Raw genomic sequence first — 22,881 nt, forward strand, 5'->3', positions numbered from 1 at the left:
CCGAATAGATGCCCCCGACAGGATCACCCGTGGCGGGGGCGGTGCAAGGTCACAGCCCTAGGTAGCCCGCGCTGCACTGCGGGTTAAAGCGGCACTGCCCTTGCTGCTGCGGTTTTTGCTGAACGCCGGTACTCACAGCGAATCCGGCAGCGGTGGGGTAATCAAGGCGCGCAGGCCCCATCCGCCGAACACCTGCGCGCTATGTGGTGCGGGTCGCGTAGATCAGCGTTTCCCGATTGCGTCCGCCGACGTTGACGATGCTCTGAACGTTCCAAGCCTCGCCGTTCCACTTCAGGCGGTCGTGAGTCGTTATGCCGGTCAGGTAGCGCATGGTGAACTTGGTTTCCGCATGTTCCCGGACTGCCAGCGCCGCCAGCCGCTCCCGGCCTAGCATGGGATCGACGCGCGCGTATGCCTCCGCTACCTGCACCCATTCTTCCGTGCGGTAGCCCGTCACCGGGTCGATCACTTCCTGCTTTCGGTCGAACGTCACTTTGTGCGCCAGCTCTTGCGCTTGAAATGCCACGGTATGGCCTCCTAGATGATTAACAGGCCGCGTGCGGCGTAAGGGTCAGGGATCGGCGCGTCGGCGCTCTGCGCGGCTCCTAGGGCCATTGCAAGGGCGACCATGCCGTCGATGCGCCCGGTAGCCCGTTGCTTGTCCAGCTTGCGATTGCCGGCAGGGTCGCGGGTCACGGTCGCGTTAGCGGCGCACATGGTCAGGACCGGATGGCCGCCATGTGCGATGCGATGGTTCAGCAGCTCGACTTCCAGCGAGTCCAGGGCCGGACTCATATCCTTGAAGCCCTGCCCGAACGGGACCAGCGGCAGGACGATGCCCAGCCGGTCTAGCTCGGTTTGCATTACGTCCATGCGCCAGCGGTCGAACGCCACCGCCCGCAGGTCCAAGTCCGCCACAATCTCGGCAATGTCCGCCGCTACATGGGCGTAGTCGACGGACGCGCCGGGGGTCGTGTGCAGGAAGCCTTGCCGGTGCCAGGTCTCATAGTCCGAACGGTCGCGGCGTGCGCGGTCTGCCAGCCCCTGCGAAGGGGTCCAGAAGTGCGGCTGCACCTGCCATACACCGTCCACCTGCCCGACCAGGACAAGGGCAGTCAGGTCGGTTCGCGCGGACAGGTCCAGGCCAGCGAACACGGGGCCGTGGAACGCGGCCACCTCGCCACCGCAGGCGCCCCAGACCGACGGGGACACAAACGGCGATTCGGTCGATACGCGCTGATTTAGCAGCAGGTTCCTTGCCATGTTCTCGGCACTCGGCATCCGCTGCGCCTGCTTCATTTGCTCGGCTAGGTCGTCGCGGCTGCGGAAGATCCCCAGCGCCGGGTTCGCGGCCTGCCATGCGGTTTCATCCAACAGGTCGCAGCCCTCGGGCGCGGCGTAGACGTGCGACACGATGCGCGGGTCGTTACTGGCGGCGGCGTCGTCTAGCCATACGCTCAACAGGTCAGCGTCGGATGCCGCTTGCGTGCTGATTACCAACAGCAGCGGGTCCGCGTGCGCGCCCTGCGAAGTCACAATGGCATCCACAAAGTCAGACTGCGGACCGCGCACCTGCCCGACTTCATCCAGAATCGCCAGGACCGGGGACAGGCCGTGTGCGGTCTTACCCTCGGCAGCCAGTGCCCGGAACTCGGTATTCAACGGCAGGCCGATTAGGCGCTTGCCGCTCGGCACGATGCGCACGATGCCGGACAGCTTCGGGGACAGCTGCACCATCTGCGACGCAGCCCGGAAGACGATTGCCGCCTGCTCCCGGCTCATGGCACCGGATACCAGCTGCGCGTTCTGTTTCGCCTCGGGTCCGACCAGGTGCGCCAACAGCAGCGCGGCCACCAAACCGGACTTCCCATTCTTTCGGCTCACGGACAGGTACGCGCGCCGGGTGCCGTGCGGGTTGTCATAGACAGCCCGGATGAACTCCTTTTGGAACTCAGCCAACACCAGCGGCTGCCCTACTTGCGCCCCGTCCGGCGTGACGCAGTAGCGCCTGATGAACTGGCAGACGGCCTCGGCACGGGTCACGATACGGACCGCAGCCGGGGAATCAGCGGATCATGATCGGCGGCGGCTTCCCGCTCCAGCTCCAGGCCGTTGCCTTGCTCGCGTGCTCTGCCCTGCGTCGCCTCGGGGTGGACGTGCAACAGGCGGGCCAGCATGACGATGCGACGGGCCAGCTTGTCCACCAGCGCCAGCCGGGGATTCGCCTTGCCGTCCACAATGTCGCCTTCCTCCGTGATGGCCCGCTCGTGGCGCTCTACGTCGAATTGCGCACGCGCCAACATGGCCGCAGTGGCAAGGTCAGCATCGTTCCACTTGTGGCGCGGCCTATTCGCCACCAGCGCGCCCCAGAAGGGCAGCGCGCCAGTCGGCAGGGTCACATGGTCAGGCGGGCTAAGCGGCGCTTGTGCGGCGTTCTGGGCAGCTTGTACGGCAGCCGTGGCGCTATCGCTCCGGGTCTGTCTCATTCGGTCTTGTCCTTAGCGATAAATGAAAGCTTGGGCGACGTGCCAAGCGGGCCAGCTTCGTGGCGATTTTTCGCCTCGCGGTTCCACGGGTGCGCCGGGTCAAGCGGCCAGCCGTCCACGTCGCATCCAATGACGGTTGGCAGGCCACGCTCTCGGCGTGCGGTGCGGCTGCTATGGCAGGGCTTGCACAGGCTCGACAGCTCCACTCCGACCGTGTTCCGTGCGGTGTCTCCGGTGTTGTGATCTACCTCACGCGCGACGGTTGCGATGCCGTCGCGGTAGCAGTCCTCACACAGCGGGGAATGGTCTAGCTGCGCGCTGCGGATTGCTCGCCACTGCGCGGAACCGGTATGCAGGAAGCGGCGGCGCTGGCGGTCACTCGCTGTCTTGTCGCTCATCGTCTATCCCCTCAATGGTCGGCAGGTTCTCCAGGCGTCGCGCTTCGCTGCGCAGCATCCATCCGGCATCAATGCCCGACTTGTAGAACTCGGCTCGGTTCTTGGCATCGCCTCTCAGCAGCCCTTCCGCGCTGAACTCTACGAAGTACCGCTTGCGTGCGATCGGTCCTAGCAGCGCGTGCTCTAGCGCCTGCTCCCATCGCGTGAGCCACGGGCGCAGGGTGACGGTCACGAAGTGCCGCATCATCTCGACGCTGTTACTGAAGTTGGCATGGCGCAGGTCGCCCAACAGGACAGGCGGCACGTTGAACAGGCGCGCGACTTCCTCCACGCTGAACTGCCGGGACGCAAGCCACTGCGCATCCTCGTTAGTCATGCTCAGCGGCTGAAACTCCAGGCCGTTCTCCAGGACTGCGACCTTGCCCGCGTTGGCAGCGCCGCCGAACTGTTCCCGCCAGCTTGTGCCGATGCGCTCTGCGCTTCCCCCGTCCAATACGTGCGGGGTCTTCAGCACGCCAGACAGCCGCGCGCCGTTGGCAAAGGTCCGGTTGCCATGCTCTTGCGATGCCAGGATGCCGCCTAACATTTCCCGCGCGGTGGTGATGCGGGACTTACCCACGATCCCGTCATCCGAACGGTCACGCAGGTGTAGGACTTCCCCTGCCAACAGTCGGCGCAGCTCGCCGCCTTCAGCCACGTCATACCGGATACGCCCGGACGGCAGCTTCACGATGGTCACGTCGCGCGGGTGAATCGGGGTCAGGGCCGTTACCGTGTCGGCGGCGTCGCGGTGGATCTCCGCATACGCATTGCCCCACAGCAGGACGTGCGCTTGTAGCTGCTCCCGGAACTCCAACGCGGTCTGAAACTCGTTTGGCGAGTCGTGCAGCACGCGATACAGCGGGTGCAGCGTGGCGCGGGTCCGGTCGCCGTTGTCGCCGCGCTGGAACAGGTGCAGCGGCAGGCTGGCGACGGTGCCCGCGATCAGGTTCACAGCGGCATGAACCGTGGCGATGCTCTCCGCCGTCTTACTGTCCACATACTGCCCGGACGCACTCACGGTGCCTCGGTCAATCAGTGCGGCCCAGGACGGGTCCGGCGTTGCGCGTTTCTCGCGCTTCCAAGGGAGTTTCAAGGTTGCAGCTCCAGCCAGCGGAAACGGGGGTCGTTACGCAAGCCGCCATTGCCTCGGCTGCGCAGCGAAACGGTGGTCGTCGGGTAGGCCGCGTGCGCCTGGACAATGGAAATCTCGTGAAGCTCGACCTCGTGCAAGGTCCGCAGCTCGCCGTCCCAGCTATCGCGGGTTGCGACGAATCCCATAGACACACCGCCAAGGTCGCCACGCTCCGCAAGGGCGCGCAGGTCATTGCCGGTTGTCGTGTCCGGCAGCGTGATGCGGTAGGCAAGCCCACCTTCGGCCTCGCGCAGCTCTAGCGTGCCGCTGCGGGTGCGACCTAGCACCTTGCCGGCGTCGTGATCTACCAGGGCGAGAATGTCCCGGTTTTCGGACAGCGTGCGGGTGAAGGCTCCGGGCGCGATCACTTCCCGGAAGTCTGCAATTCGAGTCTGCGATCCAAAGGGGGCCGCCAGCCCGACAAGCTGGCGGCCCTCCACGGTCGCACCGGTTGCAAATCGGCGCTCGACGTTCATCAGGCGGGAGTCGCCACGACAAACGCCTGCTCGTGTCGCACCGCAACGTCTACGGTGCTGAACGCACGGACCAGCACGCCACCGCGACGGTAGGGCACCTCGGCGTACGGGTTCACCAGCAGCTCGACCGCGCCCCACTGCCCCAGCAGCACCTGCGACCAATCGCCAAGGATGGCGGTTGAAGCCGGGGCCGCGTTGGACGATGCAGCCGGCAGGTCGCCAATGCTCGACCCGGTGGCGATGTAGTCCGAACCGGCACTGGCCGACTTCAGCACCTTGCGGAGTGCAGTCATGACGGCAGGCGACGTGTACCAGCCGGTCGGGTTGACGTTGACGGCAGCGAGAAGCTGCTCAATGTCCAGCACGTCGGCCCAGGTCGCCGGCATATCGGCTTCCTGCACGCCCGCGCGACCGATGATGCCCAGCGGCTGCCCCGCAAGGCCGGTGCCCGCGATGATGGCGGCATCCACCGCAGCCGCGACCGCAAAGCTCAGGTCGTCGCGCACCAGCCCCTCGATAGCCGGGGCGCTCTGCTGGATAAGCTGGCGGCTCATCTCCGCGATGCCGCCAACGTGCTTGGGCGACAGGGTGACGGAATCGAACTCCATCTCGCTCTCGCTCAGGGCCGCGCCCTCTGCGACCCAGCCCGCCGACAGGCCAGCGGCGTGCTTCGGAATGGACACATTGCCCACCAGGCCCGACAGGGTGCGCACGCCAAGGCGCTGCACCAGGACCGAGTTACGCAGCGGGCCGATGAACTGGTCGGCGCGGTGGTCGGTGCCCACCAGCTCCGGGGCGGTCGCGGTGGTGTTCGGCGCGCGACGCTCGAAGGCAGCCAGCGGAACAAGGATGCCGCCGTGCTTGCCCTTGCCGTGGCGACGCTCCAGCTCCGAATGCATCTCGGCTTCGGCACCGGACAGGGCGCGGCCTTCCATGCCGGCACGCAGCACGGACAGCAGGGACACGCGGCTTTCCAGGTCGGCCATCGTCTCGCCGTTGCCGGTAACGATGGTGCCCACGGCGCGGCGTTCGGACTCATCAAGGAACTGCTGCCGGCGCTCGGACGCCTCCAGGTTCTCAATGTCAGCCTTGATCGCGTCGAAGCCGGCGGCCTCTTCGGTGGTCAGGTTGCGGTTTTCGGTTTCGGCCTTGCTCAGCAGGGCGCGGGCTTCGGCGGTCTTGGCGGCTTTCGCCTCACGAATCGACTTCAGGGACATGCGGTGTTTCCTCTAGCTAGAAATGAAAAAAGCCCCTTTCGGGGCCGTGGTAGGTGGTGCGGGGTGCGACTCAGGCGCCGGCAATGCCGGTATCCAGTCGATGGGGTCGCAGCAGGCGATGCGCTGCCTCTCTGCGGTGGTTCTGGTCGTCCGGGCTTCCGGCGTCCACATGCGTCTGCGCCAACAGGCAGCACGCGATGACCATGTCCGGGTCGGGTTCCTCTGGATCGAAGCCCAGGTAATGCCGAACCTCGGCACTGGCGGAACGCAGCGCAAGGTCTAGCGTGGGGTCCAGGTCGCTGCCGACGATGCGCAGGAAGTCCCTGAACTCAAAGATGGTGGCAATGGTCATGCGGTGTCCTTGGGCCTCAAAAAAAGAGCGCCCCATATACCGGGGGCGCGCGGTGTCTTCTAAGCCTCAGACGGGCTGGCGGGGTTGCCTGCTCTGACACGGCAGGCACGCGATTAGCCGGCATGGGCGACCGGCTGAATTTCGTGACGCGGACGCTAGTCCGGAAGTGATCCCCGCCAAGGGTCAGAACAGTGAATCGGGGCCGGAAAAATCCAGCGCGCCCGCTTCCAACTGTTCATTAGTATTATAACTAATAACCTCGTTTTCCACGTCCGGCATCAACAGGTGCGGCTGCGCTGCCGGCAGGTGTTCCGCCTCCGCTGCGGAGTAGGTCACGCAGGGCGCGGCCACGGGTTCCCGGAACAGGTCATCCGCCTTCCTCTCAGGCCAGCTTCGGGCCGTCACCGCTTGGCGCGGGTCGCACTCGGGGAAGGCAGCGTAGAAGGCACCTTGCAGCCGACGCAGGCCCAGGCGCTCAGCTCGGGCAAGTCGGATGTACTCATCGAAGACAGCGCGCCGCATCATCAACAACTTGGCCGCCGTCGTGTTGTCGCAGTCACCAGCGATGCAGCGGTCTACCAGCTCCCGCAACAGGGCCTTGTGACTCAGACGGTCAACAGGAAACCCAGCGGGTTTCGTGTCGGTTTCGTGCGGTCGTTTTGGGCCGCCCGCGTCTAAGGGCTTGTATTCGTGCCCTCCACAAACAGCCCTTGTACCTGGTAAAGCTTTTAAGGTGTTCAAGGGGCGGACAACAGAAGGCCCAAAAGTGGCCCTGACTGGTTCACAGGGCGGACCAGTCACAGTTTCAGTGTCTTCGGGGCGGACAACGTGTAGCCGGACTGGTTCACGGGGCGGACAACAAGTGTGCGCGGGGCGGACAAGGCAAACTGTTTTCATGCCACCACCTTCAGGTGGCGACGGGTCGCCTTGCTCGCCTTCCGGGTGCCGGTCGTGCGGACAAATTCCGGACGGTCTTCCTTCCACTCATCCGTGGGCCGGATAGCAGGGCCAACGTCTAGGGGGTTGTTCGGCTTGTCGTCGATGCGCCTCCAGGTTAGTGCATGGAGACTTGCCCGGTTCCTTCCCCCTTGGCGGGTCCGGACGATGATCCTGTAGTGCTCCAGCTCCGCCATGGCGTTGTGGAGTTGGGCCGACGAACGCCAGCCGCATTCCTTCATCAGCGTTCGGGACGCGCACAGGTAGCCGTTGTTGAAGCCGGTGTATTGCCTCGCAAGGTCGATGACCAGCTTCACGGCCCACGGACTCAGCCGGGTGAAGTTGGGATGCCGCAACAACGTTAGCGGCATCACAAACGCAGCACCGCCGTCAATGTCATTCCATCGGTTGTCTTTCTTTTTGCCCATGCTTGTCCCTTGACGGGGCCAGCCTTACACTGGCCCCGCATTCCTAGTCCGATTGCACCTGAAGCCCCGAGCGCGCCAACGCTTGGGGTTTCGCTTATTGGTCGACCTGCATTGAATCGACAAGGGCGCGCAGCTTGTGCGGCCCCATCGCCTGGACTTCCTCCAGACTCGACAAGCGCCCTTGGATCGCCAGGATTGCCGTCTTCACCAGCCGGTCTTTCCCCTTGGCGTCTGCCGTGCGATACAGGTGCAGAACTTCCACCTCTTCGCGGGTGCAGGCACGGGCGGCGGTCATGCCGTCACCTCCCGTTCCCTGCGGTTGGCAGGGCGCGTGTCGTGGCAGCCGTCGGACGGATCAGCCACTTCGCCCAAATGCTGTTCTGCGCGCCGGTGCAGCTCCTGGAGCGCGACGCGCAAACCCCATACCTCGCAGGTCGACAACCCTTCGAAGGCGGCCCCGCTGCCCCGCTTGTCCGCCTTGCCTAGCGCGTCTTTCAGCAGCATGTCGGCAATCGTGCCGATGGCGTCTAGACAGTTGTCGACCGCCTTCAGCCGGTTGGCGACGCCAAGGGGGAGGGGAGACTCGGCCCACTGCTGTTCACTCTCCAGCGTGGTGATGGCCTCCGGTGCGTCCTGCTGCCCCTTCAGCTCCCCATGCACGTCTAGCAGGGCTTGCGCCAGCTTCTCGTCTGCCGGGGACTCAGCGCGGACGTAAAGGATGCGTGCGGCCTCGTCGACGGTCTTCAGGATGGCGTCGCGGTTCATGCCACCCTCCGGGCGCTGTCGCGCTCCAGCTTGGTGATGAACTCTTCCAGGGCCTTGGCGGAAATCATCCGGCGCCGACCGTCCTTGAAGGACCGGAGGGAGCCTTCACCGATTGCGGCATACAGGCGGGTCCGGGTCAGGCCGGTGGCCCGGACGGCACCGTCGACGGTGTAGCTAAGCTGCTGATTTGTGGTCATGTTTAATCCTTTAGCGAGTGTGCGTCTGGCGTACGAGTGTTGGACACAGCAGCACACTACCACACGCGGCAGGGAAAACAAGTACGATCGCTCAGAACGAAGGAGTCGAAACAATGGCCGTAAAGAAGAAGGCTGGCGCGTCGAAGAAGCCGGCAGCCACGCGCACCGAGACCCTGGGGCTGCGCTTAGACCCTAGGCTGAAATTTGCGTTGGAGCTGGCAGCCCGTGATCAGCATCGGAGTATTTCCGGCACCGTTGAGTGGTGCGTGGAGCGCGTGCTACGCGAGACCGAGGTCGATATAGCCCTGCCGGGGGCGTGGACTTTCTTTGACCTAACTCACCGCGTCTGGGACGTTGACCCCAACAAGATGCTTGCGAATATCTGCGCGTACGCGCCGAGGCTTGCCACGTTCGAAGAGACTCAGAAGTACCGGATCATGCACATGACCGAGCAGCTCTGGTACAACCCCGGTGCGGTTCGCGATGGCAGCAACCTCGTGGACATCGAAGATCCGCTCGCATTCGCTCACATCGTCCAAGAGATTCTTGAAGACGGAAAGTTTCGCGCGATAAGTGAAAAGGAGCTGGAGAGCGCCGGGGCTAGCTCGATGGTGTTGCCGTTCTAACCCAGCTTCGCCACCGCGTCTGCCAGCTTGTGCGGCGCCAGGTGCGCATAGCGCAGGGTCATGCGGATGTCGGCATGGCCTAGCAGCTCCCGGACTGTGTTCAAGTCCACGCCGGCCATCACCAGCTTCGATGCGAAGTCGTGCCGCAAGTCGTGGAACCGGAAGGCGGGCAGCTTCGCCAACTCGCATAGGGACTCCCAGCTTGAATTGATATTCCCCATGCGCGCACCGGAAGGGGAGGGGAACACCAGTCCCGCGCCCTTGCCTTGTTTCTTCCAGCGGGTCAGCACGTCCAAGGCTTCGGCGTTCAGCGGAATATGTCGCGCCTTGCGTGACTTCGCGTTGCCGGCGGTGACGGTCAACAGATTGGCTGGCAGGTTCACGCTCGCCCAATCCAGACTCAGCAGCTCGCCCCGGCGCATCCCGGTATTGAGCGCCAACAGCACCAGCGGCATCAGGTGATCGGTGTAGCCCTCGGCGGGCCACACGGGATGCCCTGCGGTGCCCCGCGCGGCGTGCCATGCATTGTGCCGTTCCCGGCTCGCCCTACGCATCGCCTCACGCTGCACCAGCGCGTCTCTAAGGCGCTTGTCCTCTTGGGGCGACAGATACCGCACGCGGCCTTCGTCGGCTCCCTTGGCTTGTTTGACGGTCTTCAGGGGATGGTCTGACAGCATCCCCCAATCGACGGCGCGGGAGAGTGCGCCACGGATGCGGGACAGGTCACGGTTGACGGTGGCGGGGCGGATACCGTCCTTCAGCCGCTTCGCCTTGATCCGCTCGAAGTCGAAGGCGGACAGGCTCGGCAGGGGACGGTCATACAACGCGCCGAACACGGACTTGATCGCCGCCACCGTCTCGGCCCCGGCTTTCTGGTTGGCCTTGGCCCAAGGTGCGTAGTGCTCCGCGATGAATGCCCCTAGCGTGTCCGGCTTGGGCTTGGACGCCTCCAGGACGGCCAAGGGTGCCCCGTGCGCCGCCGACTCTGCCAACGCCGCCAGGGCGGCTCTACGGGCGCCTGCCACGGTCATCACCGGATAGCGGCCCAGCGTTCGGCGCTTGCCGCGTCCCCAGCTCACTACGAATGACTTCACGCCCGAAGGTTGCACCCGCAGCAGCAGGCCGCGCAGGTCGGTATCGTGAATCTCGTAGGGCTTCGCCTTCGGCATTGCATCGCTGGCGACCTTGGGGGATAGCTTGGCTTTCATCCGTAAGTGCATCCGTAAGTGCAAACCGGACAATATCCCCCTATCCGACAGGACGCAACGGGACAATCAATTCAATGGCTTAGGTGTAGATGCTTGATCCGAAAGGCTCTAAAATCACGTTGACATGGTAGGGGTCGGGGGTTCGAAACCCTCACCGCCCACCACTTAAGACCTTGAACCAACGGGATTAAGTGACGAAGGAACGAAACCCGGCCACTGCGCCGGGTTTTTCGTGTCCGTTGCAAGGCGACCAACGGCCTGGTGCCCAAGGCCGGTGCTCAGTCGCCGCCGGCGTCCAGCGGGCCGGTAACCTCCCTGATATCCCGATGCAGGATCCGCCTGATCTCCAGGATCGCAGGCGCGGATTCCTGGATGCTGTGCCCGCCAATGATCACTTTCTCCGACAGCGCGCCGGGCAGGTGCGCGCTGGGGTAGGGCACCAGCCCGTCATCAGATTCCTCGAGCGGCACAGTCGGGTCGGCCTGCGCGATGATGCTGTGGTACTGCACCCTGGGCGATATCGGCAGGTCGGCGGCGGCGCGGACGAAGGGGTCGTTTTCGCTGAGATTCTCGATGCTGTTGGGCAGCGCGATCGGCTCCGCCGTTCCGTCGTCCCCGACCAGGAGTTCGCCCACCTCCTCCAGCACCGTCAGCGGCAGCCGGACCAGCTTCCCTATGAGGCGCCCCAGACGGTTCCCGGCCACCTTCGTGCCGCGATGCGGCGAGGCGATGAACACCACGCGCCCCACGCTCGGCAGCGGTTCGAAGCGCAGCATCCTGTCCAGCCTCGGGCCGGCGCGCTCCAGGCGGCCGTCATCGAGCTCGTAGTTCTGCTGCAGCCAGGTCCACAGCTGGTCGTCGGCCGAGGACACCAGCAGTCGCGACAGCACGCCGCCCATGCTGTGGCCGATCAATACCGTGCCATGCGAGGCGCGCGCGCTGCCTTCGGGATCGAAATGCTGCATCGCGTCCACGATGATGCGGCGGATCGCGGACTGGTTGAGCACCAGCGGCATGTTGGTGGGGTAGTAGACCTGCCAGATCTGGAATTCGCGGCGCAGCACGTCGTCGCCCAGCACTTCATTGGCGACGTTCACCCAGGCCTCGGGGCTGCTTGCCAGGCCGTGGATCATCAGCAGGATCCGGCGGTCGGGGTCGTAAGGCTGCATCAGATAGAGGTGCGGCCGGGTGATGCCCTGTTCACGGCCGAACAGGGTTTGCAGCGACTGCCGGTTGAAGCCGGAGCGGGCCAGCCACAGGCCGTAGCCGGCGCTGTAATTGGCTGAAAGGGGCACGCGCAGACCGTGCAGGTCGATCGCCTCTTCGACATATGGATCGTGGCCGCTGATGAGCAGCTCCGGCGTCGACAGCACGCTCGCCAGGTCGTCGCCCGGGAAGCGGATCAGCAGGGTGAGGGTCGGCGAGGGCATCTCGCTGTAGGGGCGGGGGCGGTTTGCGCGCCGACGATCCGGCCCGTCGCCGCGGTTGCGCTCGATTGAGGCCGGATCCGGGACCTGTACTGGCGTCGCCGCCGTGGTCACCGGGTCGTCGCCCATCACCGCAACCATTTCGGCGCCAAAGCCGTCACGCCGGTAGATGCTGTGCAGCCCGGCGAAGGAAATCGACGATGCGGGCACCAGCTCCCTCGGCAGCTCCACCCCTTCGGGCATGCGCACGCCGGACATGTCGTTGCTGATGGTCCAGCCAGCGATCGACAGGACGGCATCAGCGTCAGCGCGACCTTCGGCATTGGTGCCGGTGCTGCTGTCTGCGGCATCGCCTGCCGCGGCATTGTCCGTGTGCAACACCTGCCAGCGCTGGAACAGGCCCGACGCCGCCTGCTGCACGGCGTAGTTGTAGTAATCGCGCACCTGGGTCTGGCGATCCTCGAAGGCGCGTTCGCCGGGCGCGCGCTCGCTGAAGAACAGGTAGGCGTAGGCGTGGCGCGCGGCTTCCAGCCAGGCGTCGATCTGGGCGTCGGCGGCGGGCACCGGGCCCGCCGGCGTCAGCGCGATGGCCTGCTGCGTCCAGAGTTCGGCCAGCGACGCCAGGCGACGCTCGTCGGTCAGGCCCTGCACCTGTGCCAATGCGGCCATGCAGGCGGGCGCGGGCGGTTCCAGGCAGGCGTTGTCGTCGAGGCCGGCGACGCGCAGTGCTGCCTGGGTCGCCGGGCTGAGTTCATCGGTGGTGAGGATGTCGCTGCGCTTGATGGCGATGTACTCGCCGGGGCCCAGCTGCTGGGCCTCCACGCGCGGCGCGAACTCCTTCAGGATCGCGCAGCCGCCGAGCAGCAGCAGGCAGCTGGCCAGCGCCAGCGCGCGAACTGCACGGTGCGCGGGGCTCGTCGCGGGGGCCCTGCGATGCATGACGGTCATTGCGACAGCTCCGCCGCCGTGACGCCGGGCACCTGCTGCCGGATGGCCCGCGAGAACGCCTGCGGATCCGGCGCATCCGCCGGAACGCGCAGGGCGCGCGGGTTGATGTACCCGCGCGCCTCCAGCTCGGCGAAGTCGTGGCCGGGCACCAGTGCGCCCTGGTCATGGGCGTAGCTGGCGAAGTGTCCCGACAGCAGCAGGCGATAGTCCATCGGAAGTCCCGGGGCGATGTGGCGTGCGATCTTGAAGATGATGGTCGTGCAGTTGCTGGTCAGGGAATTGTAGAAGGCGGGCCGCTCCTGCAGTTCGCCGGCCTCGGCGACGTAGCCGAGGAACATGGCGCGCAGCGCTTCGCGCGGAACGTCCAGCCGGTACAGGTACACGTCTTCGCCGCGTGCGTTGCTGCGCGTTCGCACGATGTCGCGCTCGTCCGCGGCTACCAGCACCTGCTCGAACCTGCGGAAGAAGCCACCCAGCGCGGAGAACGATTCGTGGCGCTCCTTGCGGATCTCCAGCGAGAACACCACCCGGCTGCCGTCTTCGAAGCCGAACGAGACCAGGGTGTGGGCAATGTGCGGCCCCATCCAGTACGACATCACCAGGTCCGCGCTGGCCAATCCAGCGAGGTCGTAGCGCCGCGTTTCCCAGTGCGGCGTGTAGTCCTCTTCGGTGCGCCATTCGAAATTGCGCACGTTGTGCAGCAGCACGGTGTCGCCATGCACCTCGGCTTCGAGCAGCCGCGCGACGTCATCGGCCCAGTCGCGATCGTGGGAGGGCGCGAGGCTGGCCCACCAGGCGAGCAGCCCCGCCAGTCCCAGGGCGAACGCCGCCAGCAGCAGGCCGCGGGCGGGGCGCAGGCGCCGGCCCGCGAGCGAGGCGATGGCCGCGATTCCGAGCAGCGACCAGGCGGCGACCACGATGCCGCGCAATATCCCGGGCCCCGGCAGCTGATAGGCCAGCAGGAGGGCGCCCCAGCCGATGGCCGCGGCCAAGGCTACGGCCAGCAGCGACCTTCCGATGCATGTCAGCCAGGGGCGGCGCTGGCGCGCGTATTCGCGGAAGGCGTGTTCGGGCATCGGAACCACGGGCCGGAGGGAACGCGGAAGGGTACCCTGCCGCGCGGGAAGGGACCGCAGCGGACCTGCAGGCATCGCCCGGCGATGGCCTGGCCGGCCGCGTCGGAGTGGCGCCCGGGCGCCGCGCATGATTGACTGCGCGGTCATTCAAACGAGATTCCTGCGCGTCATGAAGACCCCGGGTGGCCTGCAAGCGCTGATCGACGACGGCGTGATCGACGAAGTGATGCGGCCGCTGAAAAGCGGCAAGGAGGCTGCGGTCTACGTGGTCCGCTCAGGCGATGACGTGCGCTGCGCGAAGGTCTACAAGGACATGGCGCACCGCAGCTTCCAGCAGCGCGTGCAGTACCAGGAGGGACGCAAGGTCCGCGGCAGCCGCGAGGCGCGCGCGATCGGCAAGGCCACGAAGTACGGCCGCAAGCAGCAGGAAGCGGAGTGGAAGAACACCGAGGTCGAAGCGCTGTACGCGCTGCGCGATGCCGGCGTGCGCGTGCCCGAGCCCCACGGCTACTACCACGGCGTGCTGGTGATGGAGCTGGTGGTGGACGCCGACGGCCGGTCCGCGCCGCGCCTGGGCGAAGTGGAGCTGTCGGCGGACCAGGCCCGGGGCTTCCACCGCTTCCTGGTGCGGCAGGTGGTGAAGATGCTGTGCGCCGGCCTGATCCACGGTGACCTGTCGGAATACAACGTGCTGGTGGCACCCGACGGCCCGGTGCTGATCGACTTCCCGCAGGTGGTCAGTGCGGCCGGCAACAACGCCGCGCGCAGCATGCTGCTGCGCGACGTCAACAACCTCACCGCAAGCCTTGGCGCCTGGGCCCCCGAGCTGCTCGATACCTGGTACGGCGAAGAGATGTGGGCGCTGTTCGAGGCCGGCGAACTGCGGCCCGAAAGTGAGCTCACCGGCGTGTTCGTCCATGACGAGTCGGTGCCCGACATCGACGGCGTGCGCGATGCGATCAACGATGCGCGCGAGCAGGCGCTGATCCGCCAGCAGGGACGCGAAGCGGCCGAAGAGCAGGATTGAGCGGCTTCACGGCGGTCACACCGCGCCGGACCTAGCCTCGTCCCAAGCCCTGCAACCGCGGGGGACGGAGCCAGACATGATCAAGTGGGCCATCATCTTCGCCGTCATCGGCCTCATCGCCGGTGCGCTCGGCTTCGGCGGCGCCGCGGGCGCGGCCATGGGCATCGCCAAGTTCCTGTTCTTCGCCGCGATCATCATCGCCGTGATCCTGTTCGTGCTCGGCATGACCATCTACAAGAAGGTCACATGAGCTCGGATGCGGCCACCTCGCGCACGAAGCAGGCCTGGTAGGCCGTGATATCCGGCAGCCCGATGCCGTAGGGATCGCCGGCAACGTACAGCGTGACGTGGGGAACGCCGCAGTCCAGCGCGCGCCCGCTGGACTGCGCCAGGTGGTGGCGGAACTCGGCGAAGGCGGGAGCCTGCAGGTGTTCGATGACCGACCAGGCCTGCAGCTCGCCATTCCATTGTTCCTTGGCCTTGTGGACCAGCGCATACCGTCCGGTGCCGCGGGGACGCCAGTGAAGCGGCTCGAACAGCGCACGGATGCGCTCTTCACCCAGCTGCGTGCGCAGCGCATCGCCGGCGTCGCGGCCGAGCAGGGTCATGTGCAGTTCGCGCTTGCGCTCGAGCACCTGGCCGTCCAGCCGCAGGCGCTGCGGCGAGTCGGTCGGCAACAGCCCCAGCGGATCGAGTGGCAGCGCCAGGCTGCCGTCTGCGCGGAATCCAGGCCACTGCATCGCTGCGACTCCTCGTCCGGGGACCAGGCATCGAGCTTACGCTAAGCTCTCGACAGCCAGATCGGCGACACCACGGAAGGTGACATGGACAGGATCAGGATGACGCTGGCACTCGCGTGCCTGTGCGCGGCATTGGCCGCAGGTGTGTGGCTTTCGGGCGTGCTGGTGCTGCAGCTGCTCGGCATCGGCGATGTGGCTGCCGGATGGGATACGTACCTCCGCTACCTGCGCGCCATCGAGCATCCCCGGGTCGCACCGCATGCGGGCCGTATCCGCGTTGCCGGTGGGATCGGCATGGGCCTGCCGCTGTTGCTGGCGAGCGTTCCCGTGTTCGCGCTGCTGCGGCCGGCGCGGCGTTCGATGCACGGCAGGGCGCGCTTCGCCAATGTCTTCGAGCTCGCGCGGCGGGGGCTGTTCACGCGCTCGGGCCACGGCATCGTTGTCGGCCGGCGGTTCGGACGCCTGCTGCGCCTGGACGGCCAGCAATCGGTCCTGCTCGCCGCGCCCACGCGCTCCGGCAAGGGCGTGGGCGTGGTGGTGCCCAACCTGCTCGACTACCGCGGCTCGGTGGTGGTGCTCGACATCAAGCAGGAGAACTTCGCGCTCACCAGCGGCTGGCGCGCGGCGCAGGGACAGGCCGTGTACCTGTTCAACCCGTTTGCCGAGGACCGCCGCACGCATCGGTGGAATCCGCTGTCGTACGTGTCCACCGAACCGCTGCAGCGGGTGTCCGACCTGCAGGGCATCGCCAACCTGCTGTATCCGGATGCCGGCGCCGAACAGAAGTTCTGGACCAGCCAGGCGCGCAGCGCGTTCATGGCCTTCGCGCTGTACCTGTTCGACCATTACGAGGCGCAGCGGCGCGACGGCGTGCCCGAGGGCCTGCAGCTGTTCCCGACCCTCGGCCACGTGTTCCGGCTGTCCTCGTCGGAGGGCGCGCCTGCGCGGCAGCACCTGCAGGACCTGGCCGCGCGGCCGTTCGTGGGTGAACACGCGCGACGCGCCTTCGGCAACCTGCTGTCGCAGGCCGAGGAGACCTTCGCATCCATCCTCGGCAGCTTCCGCGAGCCGCTCAATCCCTGGATCGACCCAGTGCTGGACGCGGCCACCAGCGGCAACGATTTCCTGCTTGACGACCTGCGCCGCCGACCGATGACGATCTACGTCGGCGTGCAGCCGCACCGCCTGGCCGAGGCGCGTCCGCTGCTCAACCTGTTCTTCAGCCAGCTGATCAACCTGAACACGCAGACCCTGCCGCAGGACGATCCCGGGCTGCGCCACCAATGCCTGCTGCTGATGGACGAATTCACCGCGCTCGGCCGCGTCGACATCATCGCCACCGCCATGGCCTACATGGCCGGCTACAACCTGCGCCTGCTGCCGGTGGTGCAGAGCATGGCGCAGCTGGACGCGGTCTATGGCAAGGACGTGGCGCGTGCGATCGTCACCAACCACGCCATGCAGGTGGTGTTCGCGCCGCGCGAGCAGCAGGACGCCAACGACTATTCAGAGATGCTCGGCTACACCACGCTGCGCCGCCGCAGCCTGACCCGGGGCCGTCGCCGGCGCGATGTCAGCCGCAGCGAAAGCGAAGAGCGCCGCGCGCTGATGCTGCCGCAGGAGCTCAAGGCCATGGGCCCGAAGCGCGAGATCGTGTTCTGCGAAGGCCTGGCGCATCCGGTCAGGTGCAGCAAGATCCGCTACTACGCGGATGGCCGCTACCGCTCCCGCCTGCTGCCGCCGGTCGCTCTGCCGACGCTGTCCACAAGCCTGACGACGCCGTGAACGCGACTTCCGGCGGCCGTGGGCGAGCCCATGCGCGCAGCGTATCGTGGGAGGCTGCTCCCCCCGCAACGCCGAACGAGGTGACCCCATGAAGCACGTCTTCCTCACCGCCGCACTTGCCGCGATGGCCTTCGCTGCCGCGCCGATCGCCGTCCATGCCCAGGACGAACCCGAAGAGGCCGCGCGCTCGCGGGCCAAGGACAGCCGCAAGGTCGACGACCGCTTCTGCATCGAGCAGACCGGATCGCGGATCACCGCGGCGCGCAATGCGCGCTCGAAGTCCGCGCAGAAGGAATGCGTGAGCGCCGGCGGCCGGGTGTACACCCGCGAGGACATCGAACGGTCCGGTTCGGTCGACCTGCAGGACGCCCTGCGCCGGCTGGATCCGTCGATCCGCTGACGCCTGCACACGCAGCATCCGGACGCCCGGCCCGCCGGGCGTCCTCGGTTTGGAGGCCCAGCGTTGGCCTCCGGGACGCCCGGCTCCGTGTCGGGCGTCTTCTTTTCACGCGATGCGATAATCCGGGGCCCAGCCAACCGGTGAGCCGCCGATGTCCACGCGCCACGACCCGTCCCGCACCATCCGCGCGCCCCGCGGCACCGGGCTCAGCTGCCGATCCTGGCTGACCGAAGCGCCGTACCGGATGATCCAGAACAACCTGGACCCGGAGGTGGCCGAACGTCCGGAGGACCTGGTGGTGTATGGCGGCATCGGCCGCGCGGCGCGCGACTGGGAGAGCTTCGACGCGATCCTCGAATCGCTGCGCACGCTTGGCGATGACGAGACCCTGCTGGTGCAGTCCGGCAAGCCGGTCGGCATTTTCCCCAGCCACGTCGATGCACCGCGGGTGCTTATCGCCAACTCCAACCTGGTGCCGGCCTGGGCCAACTGGGAGCACTTCAACGAGCTCGATCGCAAGGGCCTGATGATGTACGGCCAGATGACCGCCGGCTCGTGGATCTACATCGGCAGCCAGGGCATCGTGCAGGGCACCTACGAGACCTTCGTCGAGATGGGGCGCCAGCATTACGGCGGCAGCCTCACCGGCCGCTGGATCCTGACCGCGGGACTCGGCGGCATGGGCGGCGCGCAGCCGCTGGCCGCATCGCTCGCCGGCGCCAGCAGCCTGACCATCGAGTGTCGCCAGGCGAGCATCGATTTCCGCCTGCGCACGCGCTACGTCGACGAGCAGGCGAGCGGCATCGACGACGCACTGGCGCGGATCGCGAAGTACACCGCCTCCGGCGAGGCGAAGTCGATCGCACTGCTGGGCAACGCCGCCGAGATCCTGCCCGAGCTGGTGGAGCGCGGCGTGCGCCCGGACTGCGTCACCGACCAGACCAGCGCGCACGATCCGGTGCACGGCTACCTGCCGGTCGGCTGGACGGTGGAGCAGTGGCTGGCGGAGCAGGAGGCGAACCCGGAGACGGTGCGTGACGCCGCCAAGCAATCCATGCGCGTGCACGTGGAGGCGATGCTGGCCTTCCACGCCCAGGGCATCCCGACGGTCGACTACGGCAACAACATCCGCCAGATGGCGAAGGACGAGGGCTGCGCGAACGCCTTCGACTTCCCGGGCTTCGTGCCGGCCTACGTGCGGCCGCTGTTCTGTCGTGGGGTCGGCCCGTTCCGCTGGGTGGCGCTGTCCGGAGACCCGGAAGACATCTATAAAACCGATGCCAAGGTCAAGGAGCTGATCCCCGATGACGAGCACCTGCACACCTGGCTGGACATGGCGCGCGAGCGCATCGCGTTCCAGGGCCTGCCGGCACGCATCTGCTGGGTCGGCCTGGGCCAGCGCCACCGCCTGGGCCTGGCCTTCAACGAGATGGTCCGCAACGGCGAGTTGAAAGCGCCGGTGGTGATCGGCCGCGACCACCTGGACAGCGGCAGCGTGGCCTCGCCCAACCGCGAAACCGAGGCGATGCAGGATGGCAGCGACGCCGTCAGCGACTGGCCGCTGCTCAACGCCATGCTGAACGTGGCCGGCGGTGCGACCTGGGTCAGCCTGCACCACGGCGGTGGCGTCGGCATGGGGTATTCGCAGCACAGCGGCGTGGTCATCGTCTGCGACGGCAGCGAGGCGGCGGACCGCCGGCTGGCGCGGGTGCTGTGGAACGACCCGGGTACCGGCGTGATGCGCCATGCCGACGCCGGCTACGAGATCGCGAAGCGGTGCGCGAAAGAGCAGGGCCTGAAGCTGCCGATGTCCTGATTGCCACAGTCACACTTCGCGCCTGGCAGGCGTCCCTGTCCATGAGCGCGGATTCCGCGGCTTGCGCCCCTTTCCCCAGATCCGAACGGAGTACCAGTGATGAGCGGACAAGGTTCCACCGGCAACGTCATCGCCGCCATCTGCAGCCTCTTCATCCCCGGTCTCGGCCAGCTGGTGCAGGGGCGCGTGGTTTCGGCGGTCCTGTGGTTCGTCGCCGGCTGCATCGCCGGCGGCGTGACCTGGCTGCTGACGTTCACGCTGTTCCCCTTCGGCTGGTTCGTGGTCAGCCTGTTTTCGTGCATCAGCGCCGCGGTGTACCGGCGACCCTTCGCCCACTAGCGTGCCCGCCGCACGAATGCGTCATCCGACGCCGGGGTAGCGCTCCGCCTTCAGTAGCCGCGCCAGGTGTGCGGCATTGCTCGCCGCCATCTCCACGCTTTGCGTGACCTTTTCCGGTACCTCCGGCAGGTCCTTGAAGTCCGTCTTCTGCATCGCTTCGCCCACCCAGTAGGCGCCGCCTGACGCGGGAATGGTGAAGCCGACGTCGGCCAGCGCCTGGTAGAGCTCGGCGGTGACGTGGTGGGCGCCGTCCTCGTTGCCGACCACGCCGACCACGGCCACCTTGCCGAAGGTCGGGAAGCGGCCGCGGTCGTCGCCTTCACCGAGGAAGGCATTCATGCGTTCCAGCACGCGCTTGACGACGCTGGAGGGCTGGCCCAGCCAGATGGGGGTGGCGAGCACGACGATGTCGGCCTCCATCACCTTGCCGCGCAGGCCGGGCCAGGCATCGCCGTCGCCTTCATCCACGCTGACGCCCGGCTTCACGTCGTGATCGGCCACGCGGGTGCTGGTCGAGGTCACATCGTGTTTGCCCAGGGCCTGCAGCAGCAGGTCCAGCATCTTCTGCGCGGAGGATTCGCCGGGAGAGGATTTCAGGGTGCAGTTGAGGCCGAAAGCGCGCAGTGCCATGGGAGGCTCCGGGTGGACGGGGAGCGGGCCATCCTGGCAGCCATGGGGTGCAGGGCATGTCGCCGGCGGGTCGGCTCGGCTGGCGCAAGCCCGAGCCGTCGCGCCGGTTCGGTGGCAACGGCCCGTGCCTTCGCGGTCAGCTGTTCGGGTCGTCGAACAGGGTCCGATAGTTCTCGAGCGCAGCGTGCATGTCGGCGACCGGCGCGGCGTCGGCCGGGTTCTCCTGCAGCGCCTGGGTGCCGGCCATCAGCCGCGCCAGGATCGCGTGCAGGGCGATGTCGGGTTCGGTAGGCAGGCTGCAGTTGGCGAACATGTATTCGACCGCGTCGTCGACGTCCGCGGCCCGGGCGATCACGGTGGCTTCGTCCGGACGGGCCTCAAGGCCGGCGACCGCGGTGCGGACGCGCGACATGCCTTCGATCAGGGGCGCATCCGGGGCCCAGGGCTCGTGGTTGTCGGGCACCGGGAAGTCGACGCCAAGGGCGGCCGCGGCTGCGTGTGCGTGGTCGGCATCATGTGCTGCGTCGTGCGCGTCGTCTTCCGCATGCGCGACCTGCTCGATGGCGCCGGCGTCCGCGGCGCTGGCGGCCGGGGTGCTGTCCTGGGCGCAGCCGGCCATGGCGGCGATCGCCAGCGTGAGCGCGAGGGCGAGGGGAATCTGCTTCAGGTTCATGGGATCTCCTGGTGGGCGATGACTGCCTGGATGTCACATCCGAGCGTTCGTGAGGACATCGTAGGAGCGGCGCTCGAAGCGGGCCATGACCCGGGTCAAGCCTGCCGGCGCCCGGTACGGAGCGGCATCACGGCAACGCATGGCTTTGCAGGTACCCGGTACACATGGAACCAGCTGCCTATTCATAAATGACCGGACGTGCTACAATACGCGTCGTAAGTTGTTGTAAACATTGAATTTATGGAGGAAGAAATCAAAAATTACCTGAAGCAGTCATTCCTGTCCCTGATCCCCGGCAGCCGTCGCCGCCACCACGGCACGCGCAGCCATGCGGCTCCCGCTCAAAGCATCACCCGCATCCAGGCGGGCATCCCGCAGGCGCATTCCGTGCCTGGGCACGTCAAGATGGCGTACCGCCGCCGCCGCTCGCTCCCCGGCTATACCCACGCCGGTTATCTGTCCCGGCCGCTCCGCGATTCGCGCGTGGGCCAGCCGATGTTCCGCATCAGCTGAGCAGGGGGCGCAACCGCCCCGCGCGCGCGCCATGGGTGCACTTACTCCGGCGCAATCCTCACCATCCGGTCCATCAGGTGTTCGACGATGGCGTCCATGTCGCCGCAGCGGCCCATGTGCACCGCCGAGGTCTGGATGATCGCGCTGCGCTTGGCGGTCAGCCAGTGGAAGCGGGCGCGCTGCGGCAGCAGGCCGATGGGGCCTGCGTCCGGCCCGCCTTCGCAGATGCGCTGGATGGCATCGAGGTGGCGCCGCAACGTGTCCAGGTCGATGCCGGGGTCCAGCGCCCGCAGGCGGGCATCGTCCGGTTCGATGACGGCCTTGAGATAGCCGGTTTTCTCGCAGGACACGATCACGCCGACGTTGATGAACTCGCCGCGCTCCACCCGCGGCACGACGCGGATCACCGCATAGTCGTAGCTGTCAGGCGCGCGCACGTTGGGCCTCATCGACAAAGGAATGCGGCAGCGCAAGGCGCTGCTGCAGGTAGCGCGCGTAGGCCACGCGTTGCTGCGCGGGAGTGCCGAAGGCGTCTTCGGCCTGAAGCCATGCATCCGGAATGTCGTCCACTATTTCCGCCAGTCGTTCCGGCGGCAGCAGCGCTGTAAGGCGTGCGTCGGCCTCGGTGAGTTCGCTCGCCCAGGGCAGCAGGACGTGGTCGCGGATCAGCGGGAAGGGCCTGCCGGCGCCGCCGGTGTCGCCGTCCCAGCCATGGTGGAAATACAGCGATGCGCCATGGTCGATCAGGGTGAGCTGGCGGTGCCAGACCAGCAGGTTCGGATTGCGCGCGGTGCGGTCGACGTTGCTGGTGTAGGCGTCGAACCAGACGATCGCCGACGCAAGCTCCGGCGACGGCTGCGTGGCGACCGGGTCGAAGTTCATCGCGCCCGGAAGATAGTCCAGCGCCAGGTTGAGTCCGGCGCTGGCCTTGATCAGCGCCTGGATCTCGGGGTCGCCCTCGGTGCGTGCAAGTTCGGCGTCGAGTTCGATGAGCACGATCTCCGGCACCGGCAGGCCGAGCGCGTGCGCGATCCCGCCGGAGACCAGCTCCGCCACCAGCGCACGCGGCCCCTGGCCCGCGCCGCGGAACTTGAGCACGTACATGCCATCGTCGTCGGCCTCGACGATGGCGGGCATCGAGCCGCCTTCACGCAGCGGCGTGACGTAGCGGGTGGCGGTGATCGTGCGCGGTTGCATGGGTGAAGCATAGCGCCCGGGCGCCGACAGGCGGCCCGGCCCGGCCC

General features: G+C 66.9%; 29 protein-coding genes. 8 read left to right on the forward strand and 21 right to left on the reverse strand.

From position 1 onward, the window contains the following. Window positions 1-199: 199 nt before the first annotated feature. The 13 genes from WCE37_RS01095 to WCE37_RS01155 form a co-directional block, all read right to left on the reverse strand. Window positions 200-526, reverse strand: coding sequence for a phage head closure protein (locus tag WCE37_RS01095; RefSeq protein WP_343277753.1), 327 nt, complete (start codon window positions 524-526; stop codon window positions 200-202). An 11-nt stretch (window positions 527-537) separates the two neighbouring features. Then, window positions 538-2,043: a terminase TerL endonuclease subunit gene (locus WCE37_RS01100; RefSeq protein ID WP_343277754.1), complete on the reverse strand. Its 1,506-nt coding sequence runs from the start codon at window positions 2,041-2,043 to the stop codon at window positions 538-540. After that, entirely contained in the window at window positions 2,040-2,486 is a 447-nt protein-coding gene (locus WCE37_RS01105) for a hypothetical protein (RefSeq protein ID WP_343277755.1), read from the reverse strand. The genes WCE37_RS01100 and WCE37_RS01105 overlap by 4 nt, the downstream gene beginning before the upstream one ends. After that, window positions 2,483-2,884, reverse strand: coding sequence for an HNH endonuclease (locus WCE37_RS01110; RefSeq protein ID WP_343277756.1), 402 nt, complete (start codon window positions 2,882-2,884; stop codon window positions 2,483-2,485). Before WCE37_RS01110 ends, WCE37_RS01105 begins: the two co-directional genes overlap by 4 nt. Next, entirely contained in the window at window positions 2,862-4,019 is a 1,158-nt protein-coding gene (locus WCE37_RS01115; protein ID WP_343277757.1) for a phage portal protein, read from the reverse strand. The genes WCE37_RS01110 and WCE37_RS01115 overlap by 23 nt, the downstream gene beginning before the upstream one ends. After that, window positions 4,016-4,534 carry an HK97 family phage prohead protease gene (locus WCE37_RS01120; protein ID WP_343277758.1) on the reverse strand — a complete coding sequence of 173 codons (519 nt, stop codon included), beginning with the start codon at window positions 4,532-4,534 and terminating at the stop codon, window positions 4,016-4,018. The genes WCE37_RS01115 and WCE37_RS01120 overlap by 4 nt, the downstream gene beginning before the upstream one ends. Then, window positions 4,534-5,751 (reverse strand): phage major capsid protein, encoded by a 1,218-nt coding sequence (locus tag WCE37_RS01125; RefSeq protein WP_343277759.1) that lies wholly within the window; start codon window positions 5,749-5,751, stop codon window positions 4,534-4,536. The genes WCE37_RS01120 and WCE37_RS01125 overlap by 1 nt, the downstream gene beginning before the upstream one ends. 70 nt (window positions 5,752-5,821) lie before the next feature. Continuing rightward, window positions 5,822-6,103 carry a head-tail connector protein gene (locus WCE37_RS01130; protein WP_343277760.1) on the reverse strand — a complete coding sequence of 94 codons (282 nt, stop codon included), beginning with the start codon at window positions 6,101-6,103 and terminating at the stop codon, window positions 5,822-5,824. Between the two features lie 183 nt (window positions 6,104-6,286). After that, window positions 6,287-6,694 (reverse strand): hypothetical protein, encoded by a 408-nt coding sequence (locus WCE37_RS01135; RefSeq protein WP_343277761.1) that lies wholly within the window; start codon window positions 6,692-6,694, stop codon window positions 6,287-6,289. Window positions 6,695-6,996: 302 nt separating this feature from the next. Further along, on the reverse strand, window positions 6,997-7,467 hold the full coding sequence (locus WCE37_RS01140; RefSeq protein WP_343277762.1) for a hypothetical protein: 471 nt from the start codon (window positions 7,465-7,467) through the stop codon (window positions 6,997-6,999). Window positions 7,468-7,561: 94 nt separating this feature from the next. Beyond that, a complete protein-coding gene (locus WCE37_RS01145; protein WP_343277763.1) occupies window positions 7,562-7,762 on the reverse strand; it encodes a hypothetical protein in 201 nt (66 codons plus the stop codon). Continuing rightward, on the reverse strand, window positions 7,759-8,232 hold the full coding sequence (locus tag WCE37_RS01150; protein ID WP_343277764.1) for a hypothetical protein: 474 nt from the start codon (window positions 8,230-8,232) through the stop codon (window positions 7,759-7,761). The genes WCE37_RS01145 and WCE37_RS01150 overlap by 4 nt, the downstream gene beginning before the upstream one ends. After that, window positions 8,229-8,429 carry a helix-turn-helix domain-containing protein gene (locus tag WCE37_RS01155; RefSeq protein WP_343277765.1) on the reverse strand — a complete coding sequence of 67 codons (201 nt, stop codon included), beginning with the start codon at window positions 8,427-8,429 and terminating at the stop codon, window positions 8,229-8,231. The genes WCE37_RS01150 and WCE37_RS01155 overlap by 4 nt, the downstream gene beginning before the upstream one ends. A gap of 113 nt (window positions 8,430-8,542) precedes the next feature. On the opposite strand from WCE37_RS01155, the gene WCE37_RS01160 reads away from it, so the two are divergent. Next, window positions 8,543-9,055: a hypothetical protein gene (locus tag WCE37_RS01160; RefSeq protein ID WP_343277766.1), complete on the forward strand. Its 513-nt coding sequence runs from the start codon at window positions 8,543-8,545 to the stop codon at window positions 9,053-9,055. On the opposite strand, the gene WCE37_RS01165 is transcribed toward WCE37_RS01160, so the two are convergent. From WCE37_RS01165 to WCE37_RS01175, 3 genes are all read right to left on the reverse strand, one after another. After that, complete coding sequence (locus WCE37_RS01165; RefSeq protein ID WP_343277767.1) at window positions 9,052-10,263, reverse strand: site-specific integrase; 1,212 nt, start codon at window positions 10,261-10,263, stop codon at window positions 9,052-9,054. The two genes, WCE37_RS01160 and WCE37_RS01165, sit on opposite strands and share 4 nt — an antisense overlap. 278 nt (window positions 10,264-10,541) lie before the next feature. Further along, a complete protein-coding gene (locus tag WCE37_RS01170) occupies window positions 10,542-12,638 on the reverse strand; it encodes an alpha/beta hydrolase (RefSeq protein WP_343277768.1) in 2,097 nt (698 codons plus the stop codon). Next, complete coding sequence (locus tag WCE37_RS01175) at window positions 12,635-13,714, reverse strand: DUF4105 domain-containing protein (RefSeq protein ID WP_343277769.1); 1,080 nt, start codon at window positions 13,712-13,714, stop codon at window positions 12,635-12,637. Before WCE37_RS01175 ends, WCE37_RS01170 begins: the two co-directional genes overlap by 4 nt. A gap of 169 nt (window positions 13,715-13,883) precedes the next feature. Here WCE37_RS01175 and WCE37_RS01180 point away from each other — a divergent pair, with 169 nt between their 5' ends. Continuing rightward, window positions 13,884-14,741, forward strand: coding sequence for a PA4780 family RIO1-like protein kinase (locus tag WCE37_RS01180; protein ID WP_343277770.1), 858 nt, complete (start codon window positions 13,884-13,886; stop codon window positions 14,739-14,741). A gap of 76 nt (window positions 14,742-14,817) precedes the next feature. Beyond that, a complete protein-coding gene (locus tag WCE37_RS01185) occupies window positions 14,818-14,991 on the forward strand; it encodes a DUF1328 family protein (protein WP_343253768.1) in 174 nt (57 codons plus the stop codon). Here the strand turns inward: WCE37_RS01185 and WCE37_RS01190 are convergent. Then, window positions 14,984-15,481, reverse strand: a complete 498-nt coding sequence (locus WCE37_RS01190; protein ID WP_343277771.1) for a hypothetical protein — start codon at window positions 15,479-15,481, stop codon at window positions 14,984-14,986. The genes WCE37_RS01185 and WCE37_RS01190 overlap by 8 nt on opposite strands. An 84-nt stretch (window positions 15,482-15,565) precedes the next feature. On the opposite strand from WCE37_RS01190, the gene WCE37_RS01195 reads away from it, so the two are divergent. The 4 genes from WCE37_RS01195 to WCE37_RS01210 all read left to right on the forward strand — a co-directional run bounded on the left by WCE37_RS01195 (window position 15,566) and on the right by WCE37_RS01210 (window position 19,821). Then, window positions 15,566-17,266 (forward strand): type IV secretory system conjugative DNA transfer family protein, encoded by a 1,701-nt coding sequence (locus WCE37_RS01195; protein ID WP_343277772.1) that lies wholly within the window; start codon window positions 15,566-15,568, stop codon window positions 17,264-17,266. Between the two features lie 88 nt (window positions 17,267-17,354). Continuing rightward, window positions 17,355-17,666, forward strand: coding sequence for a hypothetical protein (locus WCE37_RS01200; RefSeq protein WP_343253765.1), 312 nt, complete (start codon window positions 17,355-17,357; stop codon window positions 17,664-17,666). Between the two features lie 151 nt (window positions 17,667-17,817). Further along, window positions 17,818-19,482, forward strand: coding sequence for a urocanate hydratase (gene hutU / locus WCE37_RS01205; protein ID WP_343277773.1), 1,665 nt, complete (start codon window positions 17,818-17,820; stop codon window positions 19,480-19,482). 99 nt (window positions 19,483-19,581) lie between these two features. Beyond that, window positions 19,582-19,821: a hypothetical protein gene (locus WCE37_RS01210; RefSeq protein WP_343277774.1), complete on the forward strand. Its 240-nt coding sequence runs from the start codon at window positions 19,582-19,584 to the stop codon at window positions 19,819-19,821. A gap of 21 nt (window positions 19,822-19,842) precedes the next feature. On the opposite strand, the gene WCE37_RS01215 is transcribed toward WCE37_RS01210, so the two are convergent. Both WCE37_RS01215 and WCE37_RS01220 read right to left on the reverse strand, forming a co-directional pair. Further along, the gene (locus tag WCE37_RS01215) at window positions 19,843-20,451 is read right to left on the reverse strand and encodes an NAD(P)H-dependent oxidoreductase (RefSeq protein WP_343277775.1); all 609 of its coding nucleotides are present in this window, start codon (window positions 20,449-20,451) and stop codon (window positions 19,843-19,845) included. A gap of 136 nt (window positions 20,452-20,587) precedes the next feature. Continuing rightward, window positions 20,588-21,124 carry a DnrO protein gene (locus tag WCE37_RS01220; protein WP_343277776.1) on the reverse strand — a complete coding sequence of 179 codons (537 nt, stop codon included), beginning with the start codon at window positions 21,122-21,124 and terminating at the stop codon, window positions 20,588-20,590. Window positions 21,125-21,364: 240 nt separating this feature from the next. Between WCE37_RS01220 and WCE37_RS01225 the strand changes: the two genes are divergently transcribed. Then, entirely contained in the window at window positions 21,365-21,637 is a 273-nt protein-coding gene (locus WCE37_RS01225) for a hypothetical protein (RefSeq protein WP_343277777.1), read from the forward strand. A 41-nt stretch (window positions 21,638-21,678) separates the two neighbouring features. On the opposite strand, the gene WCE37_RS01230 is transcribed toward WCE37_RS01225, so the two are convergent. Both WCE37_RS01230 and WCE37_RS01235 read right to left on the reverse strand, forming a co-directional pair. After that, complete coding sequence (locus WCE37_RS01230) at window positions 21,679-22,086, reverse strand: DUF3037 domain-containing protein (protein WP_343277778.1); 408 nt, start codon at window positions 22,084-22,086, stop codon at window positions 21,679-21,681. After that, window positions 22,061-22,834: a HipA family kinase gene (locus tag WCE37_RS01235; protein WP_343277779.1), complete on the reverse strand. Its 774-nt coding sequence runs from the start codon at window positions 22,832-22,834 to the stop codon at window positions 22,061-22,063. The genes WCE37_RS01230 and WCE37_RS01235 overlap by 26 nt, the downstream gene beginning before the upstream one ends. Window positions 22,835-22,881: the final 47 nt, after the last annotated feature.

The sequence above is a fragment of the Luteimonas sp. MJ250 genome (assembly GCF_039548455.1).
Lineage (GTDB): Bacteria > Pseudomonadota > Gammaproteobacteria > Xanthomonadales > Xanthomonadaceae > Luteimonas.

Coding starts and splice junctions, on each gene's coding strand:
- WCE37_RS01140 (WP_343277762.1), bottom strand. CDS start 7,467: ATGGGCAAAAAGAAAGACAACCGATGGAATGACATTGACGGCGGTGCT.
- hutU (WP_343277773.1), top strand. CDS start 17,818: ATGTCCACGCGCCACGACCCGTCCCGCACCATCCGCGCGCCCCGCGGC.
- WCE37_RS01125 (WP_343277759.1), bottom strand. CDS start 5,751: ATGTCCCTGAAGTCGATTCGTGAGGCGAAAGCCGCCAAGACCGCCGAA.
- WCE37_RS01220 (WP_343277776.1), bottom strand. CDS start 21,124: ATGAACCTGAAGCAGATTCCCCTCGCCCTCGCGCTCACGCTGGCGATC.
- WCE37_RS01175 (WP_343277769.1), bottom strand. CDS start 13,714: ATGCCCGAACACGCCTTCCGCGAATACGCGCGCCAGCGCCGCCCCTGG.
- WCE37_RS01190 (WP_343277771.1), bottom strand. CDS start 15,481: ATGCAGTGGCCTGGATTCCGCGCAGACGGCAGCCTGGCGCTGCCACTC.
- WCE37_RS01230 (WP_343277778.1), bottom strand. CDS start 22,086: ATGAGGCCCAACGTGCGCGCGCCTGACAGCTACGACTATGCGGTGATC.
- WCE37_RS01215 (WP_343277775.1), bottom strand. CDS start 20,451: ATGGCACTGCGCGCTTTCGGCCTCAACTGCACCCTGAAATCCTCTCCC.
- WCE37_RS01225 (WP_343277777.1), top strand. CDS start 21,365: ATGGAGGAAGAAATCAAAAATTACCTGAAGCAGTCATTCCTGTCCCTG.
- WCE37_RS01210 (WP_343277774.1), top strand. CDS start 19,582: ATGAGCGGACAAGGTTCCACCGGCAACGTCATCGCCGCCATCTGCAGC.
- WCE37_RS01180 (WP_343277770.1), top strand. CDS start 13,884: ATGAAGACCCCGGGTGGCCTGCAAGCGCTGATCGACGACGGCGTGATC.
- WCE37_RS01195 (WP_343277772.1), top strand. CDS start 15,566: ATGGACAGGATCAGGATGACGCTGGCACTCGCGTGCCTGTGCGCGGCA.
- WCE37_RS01110 (WP_343277756.1), bottom strand. CDS start 2,884: ATGAGCGACAAGACAGCGAGTGACCGCCAGCGCCGCCGCTTCCTGCAT.
- WCE37_RS01185 (WP_343253768.1), top strand. CDS start 14,818: ATGATCAAGTGGGCCATCATCTTCGCCGTCATCGGCCTCATCGCCGGT.
- WCE37_RS01170 (WP_343277768.1), bottom strand. CDS start 12,638: ATGACCGTCATGCATCGCAGGGCCCCCGCGACGAGCCCCGCGCACCGT.
- WCE37_RS01200 (WP_343253765.1), top strand. CDS start 17,355: ATGAAGCACGTCTTCCTCACCGCCGCACTTGCCGCGATGGCCTTCGCT.
- WCE37_RS01120 (WP_343277758.1), bottom strand. CDS start 4,534: ATGAACGTCGAGCGCCGATTTGCAACCGGTGCGACCGTGGAGGGCCGC.
- WCE37_RS01235 (WP_343277779.1), bottom strand. CDS start 22,834: ATGCAACCGCGCACGATCACCGCCACCCGCTACGTCACGCCGCTGCGT.
- WCE37_RS01165 (WP_343277767.1), bottom strand. CDS start 10,263: ATGAAAGCCAAGCTATCCCCCAAGGTCGCCAGCGATGCAATGCCGAAG.
- WCE37_RS01160 (WP_343277766.1), top strand. CDS start 8,543: ATGGCCGTAAAGAAGAAGGCTGGCGCGTCGAAGAAGCCGGCAGCCACG.
- WCE37_RS01150 (WP_343277764.1), bottom strand. CDS start 8,232: ATGAACCGCGACGCCATCCTGAAGACCGTCGACGAGGCCGCACGCATC.
- WCE37_RS01145 (WP_343277763.1), bottom strand. CDS start 7,762: ATGACCGCCGCCCGTGCCTGCACCCGCGAAGAGGTGGAAGTTCTGCAC.
- WCE37_RS01105 (WP_343277755.1), bottom strand. CDS start 2,486: ATGAGACAGACCCGGAGCGATAGCGCCACGGCTGCCGTACAAGCTGCC.
- WCE37_RS01130 (WP_343277760.1), bottom strand. CDS start 6,103: ATGACCATTGCCACCATCTTTGAGTTCAGGGACTTCCTGCGCATCGTC.
- WCE37_RS01155 (WP_343277765.1), bottom strand. CDS start 8,429: ATGACCACAAATCAGCAGCTTAGCTACACCGTCGACGGTGCCGTCCGG.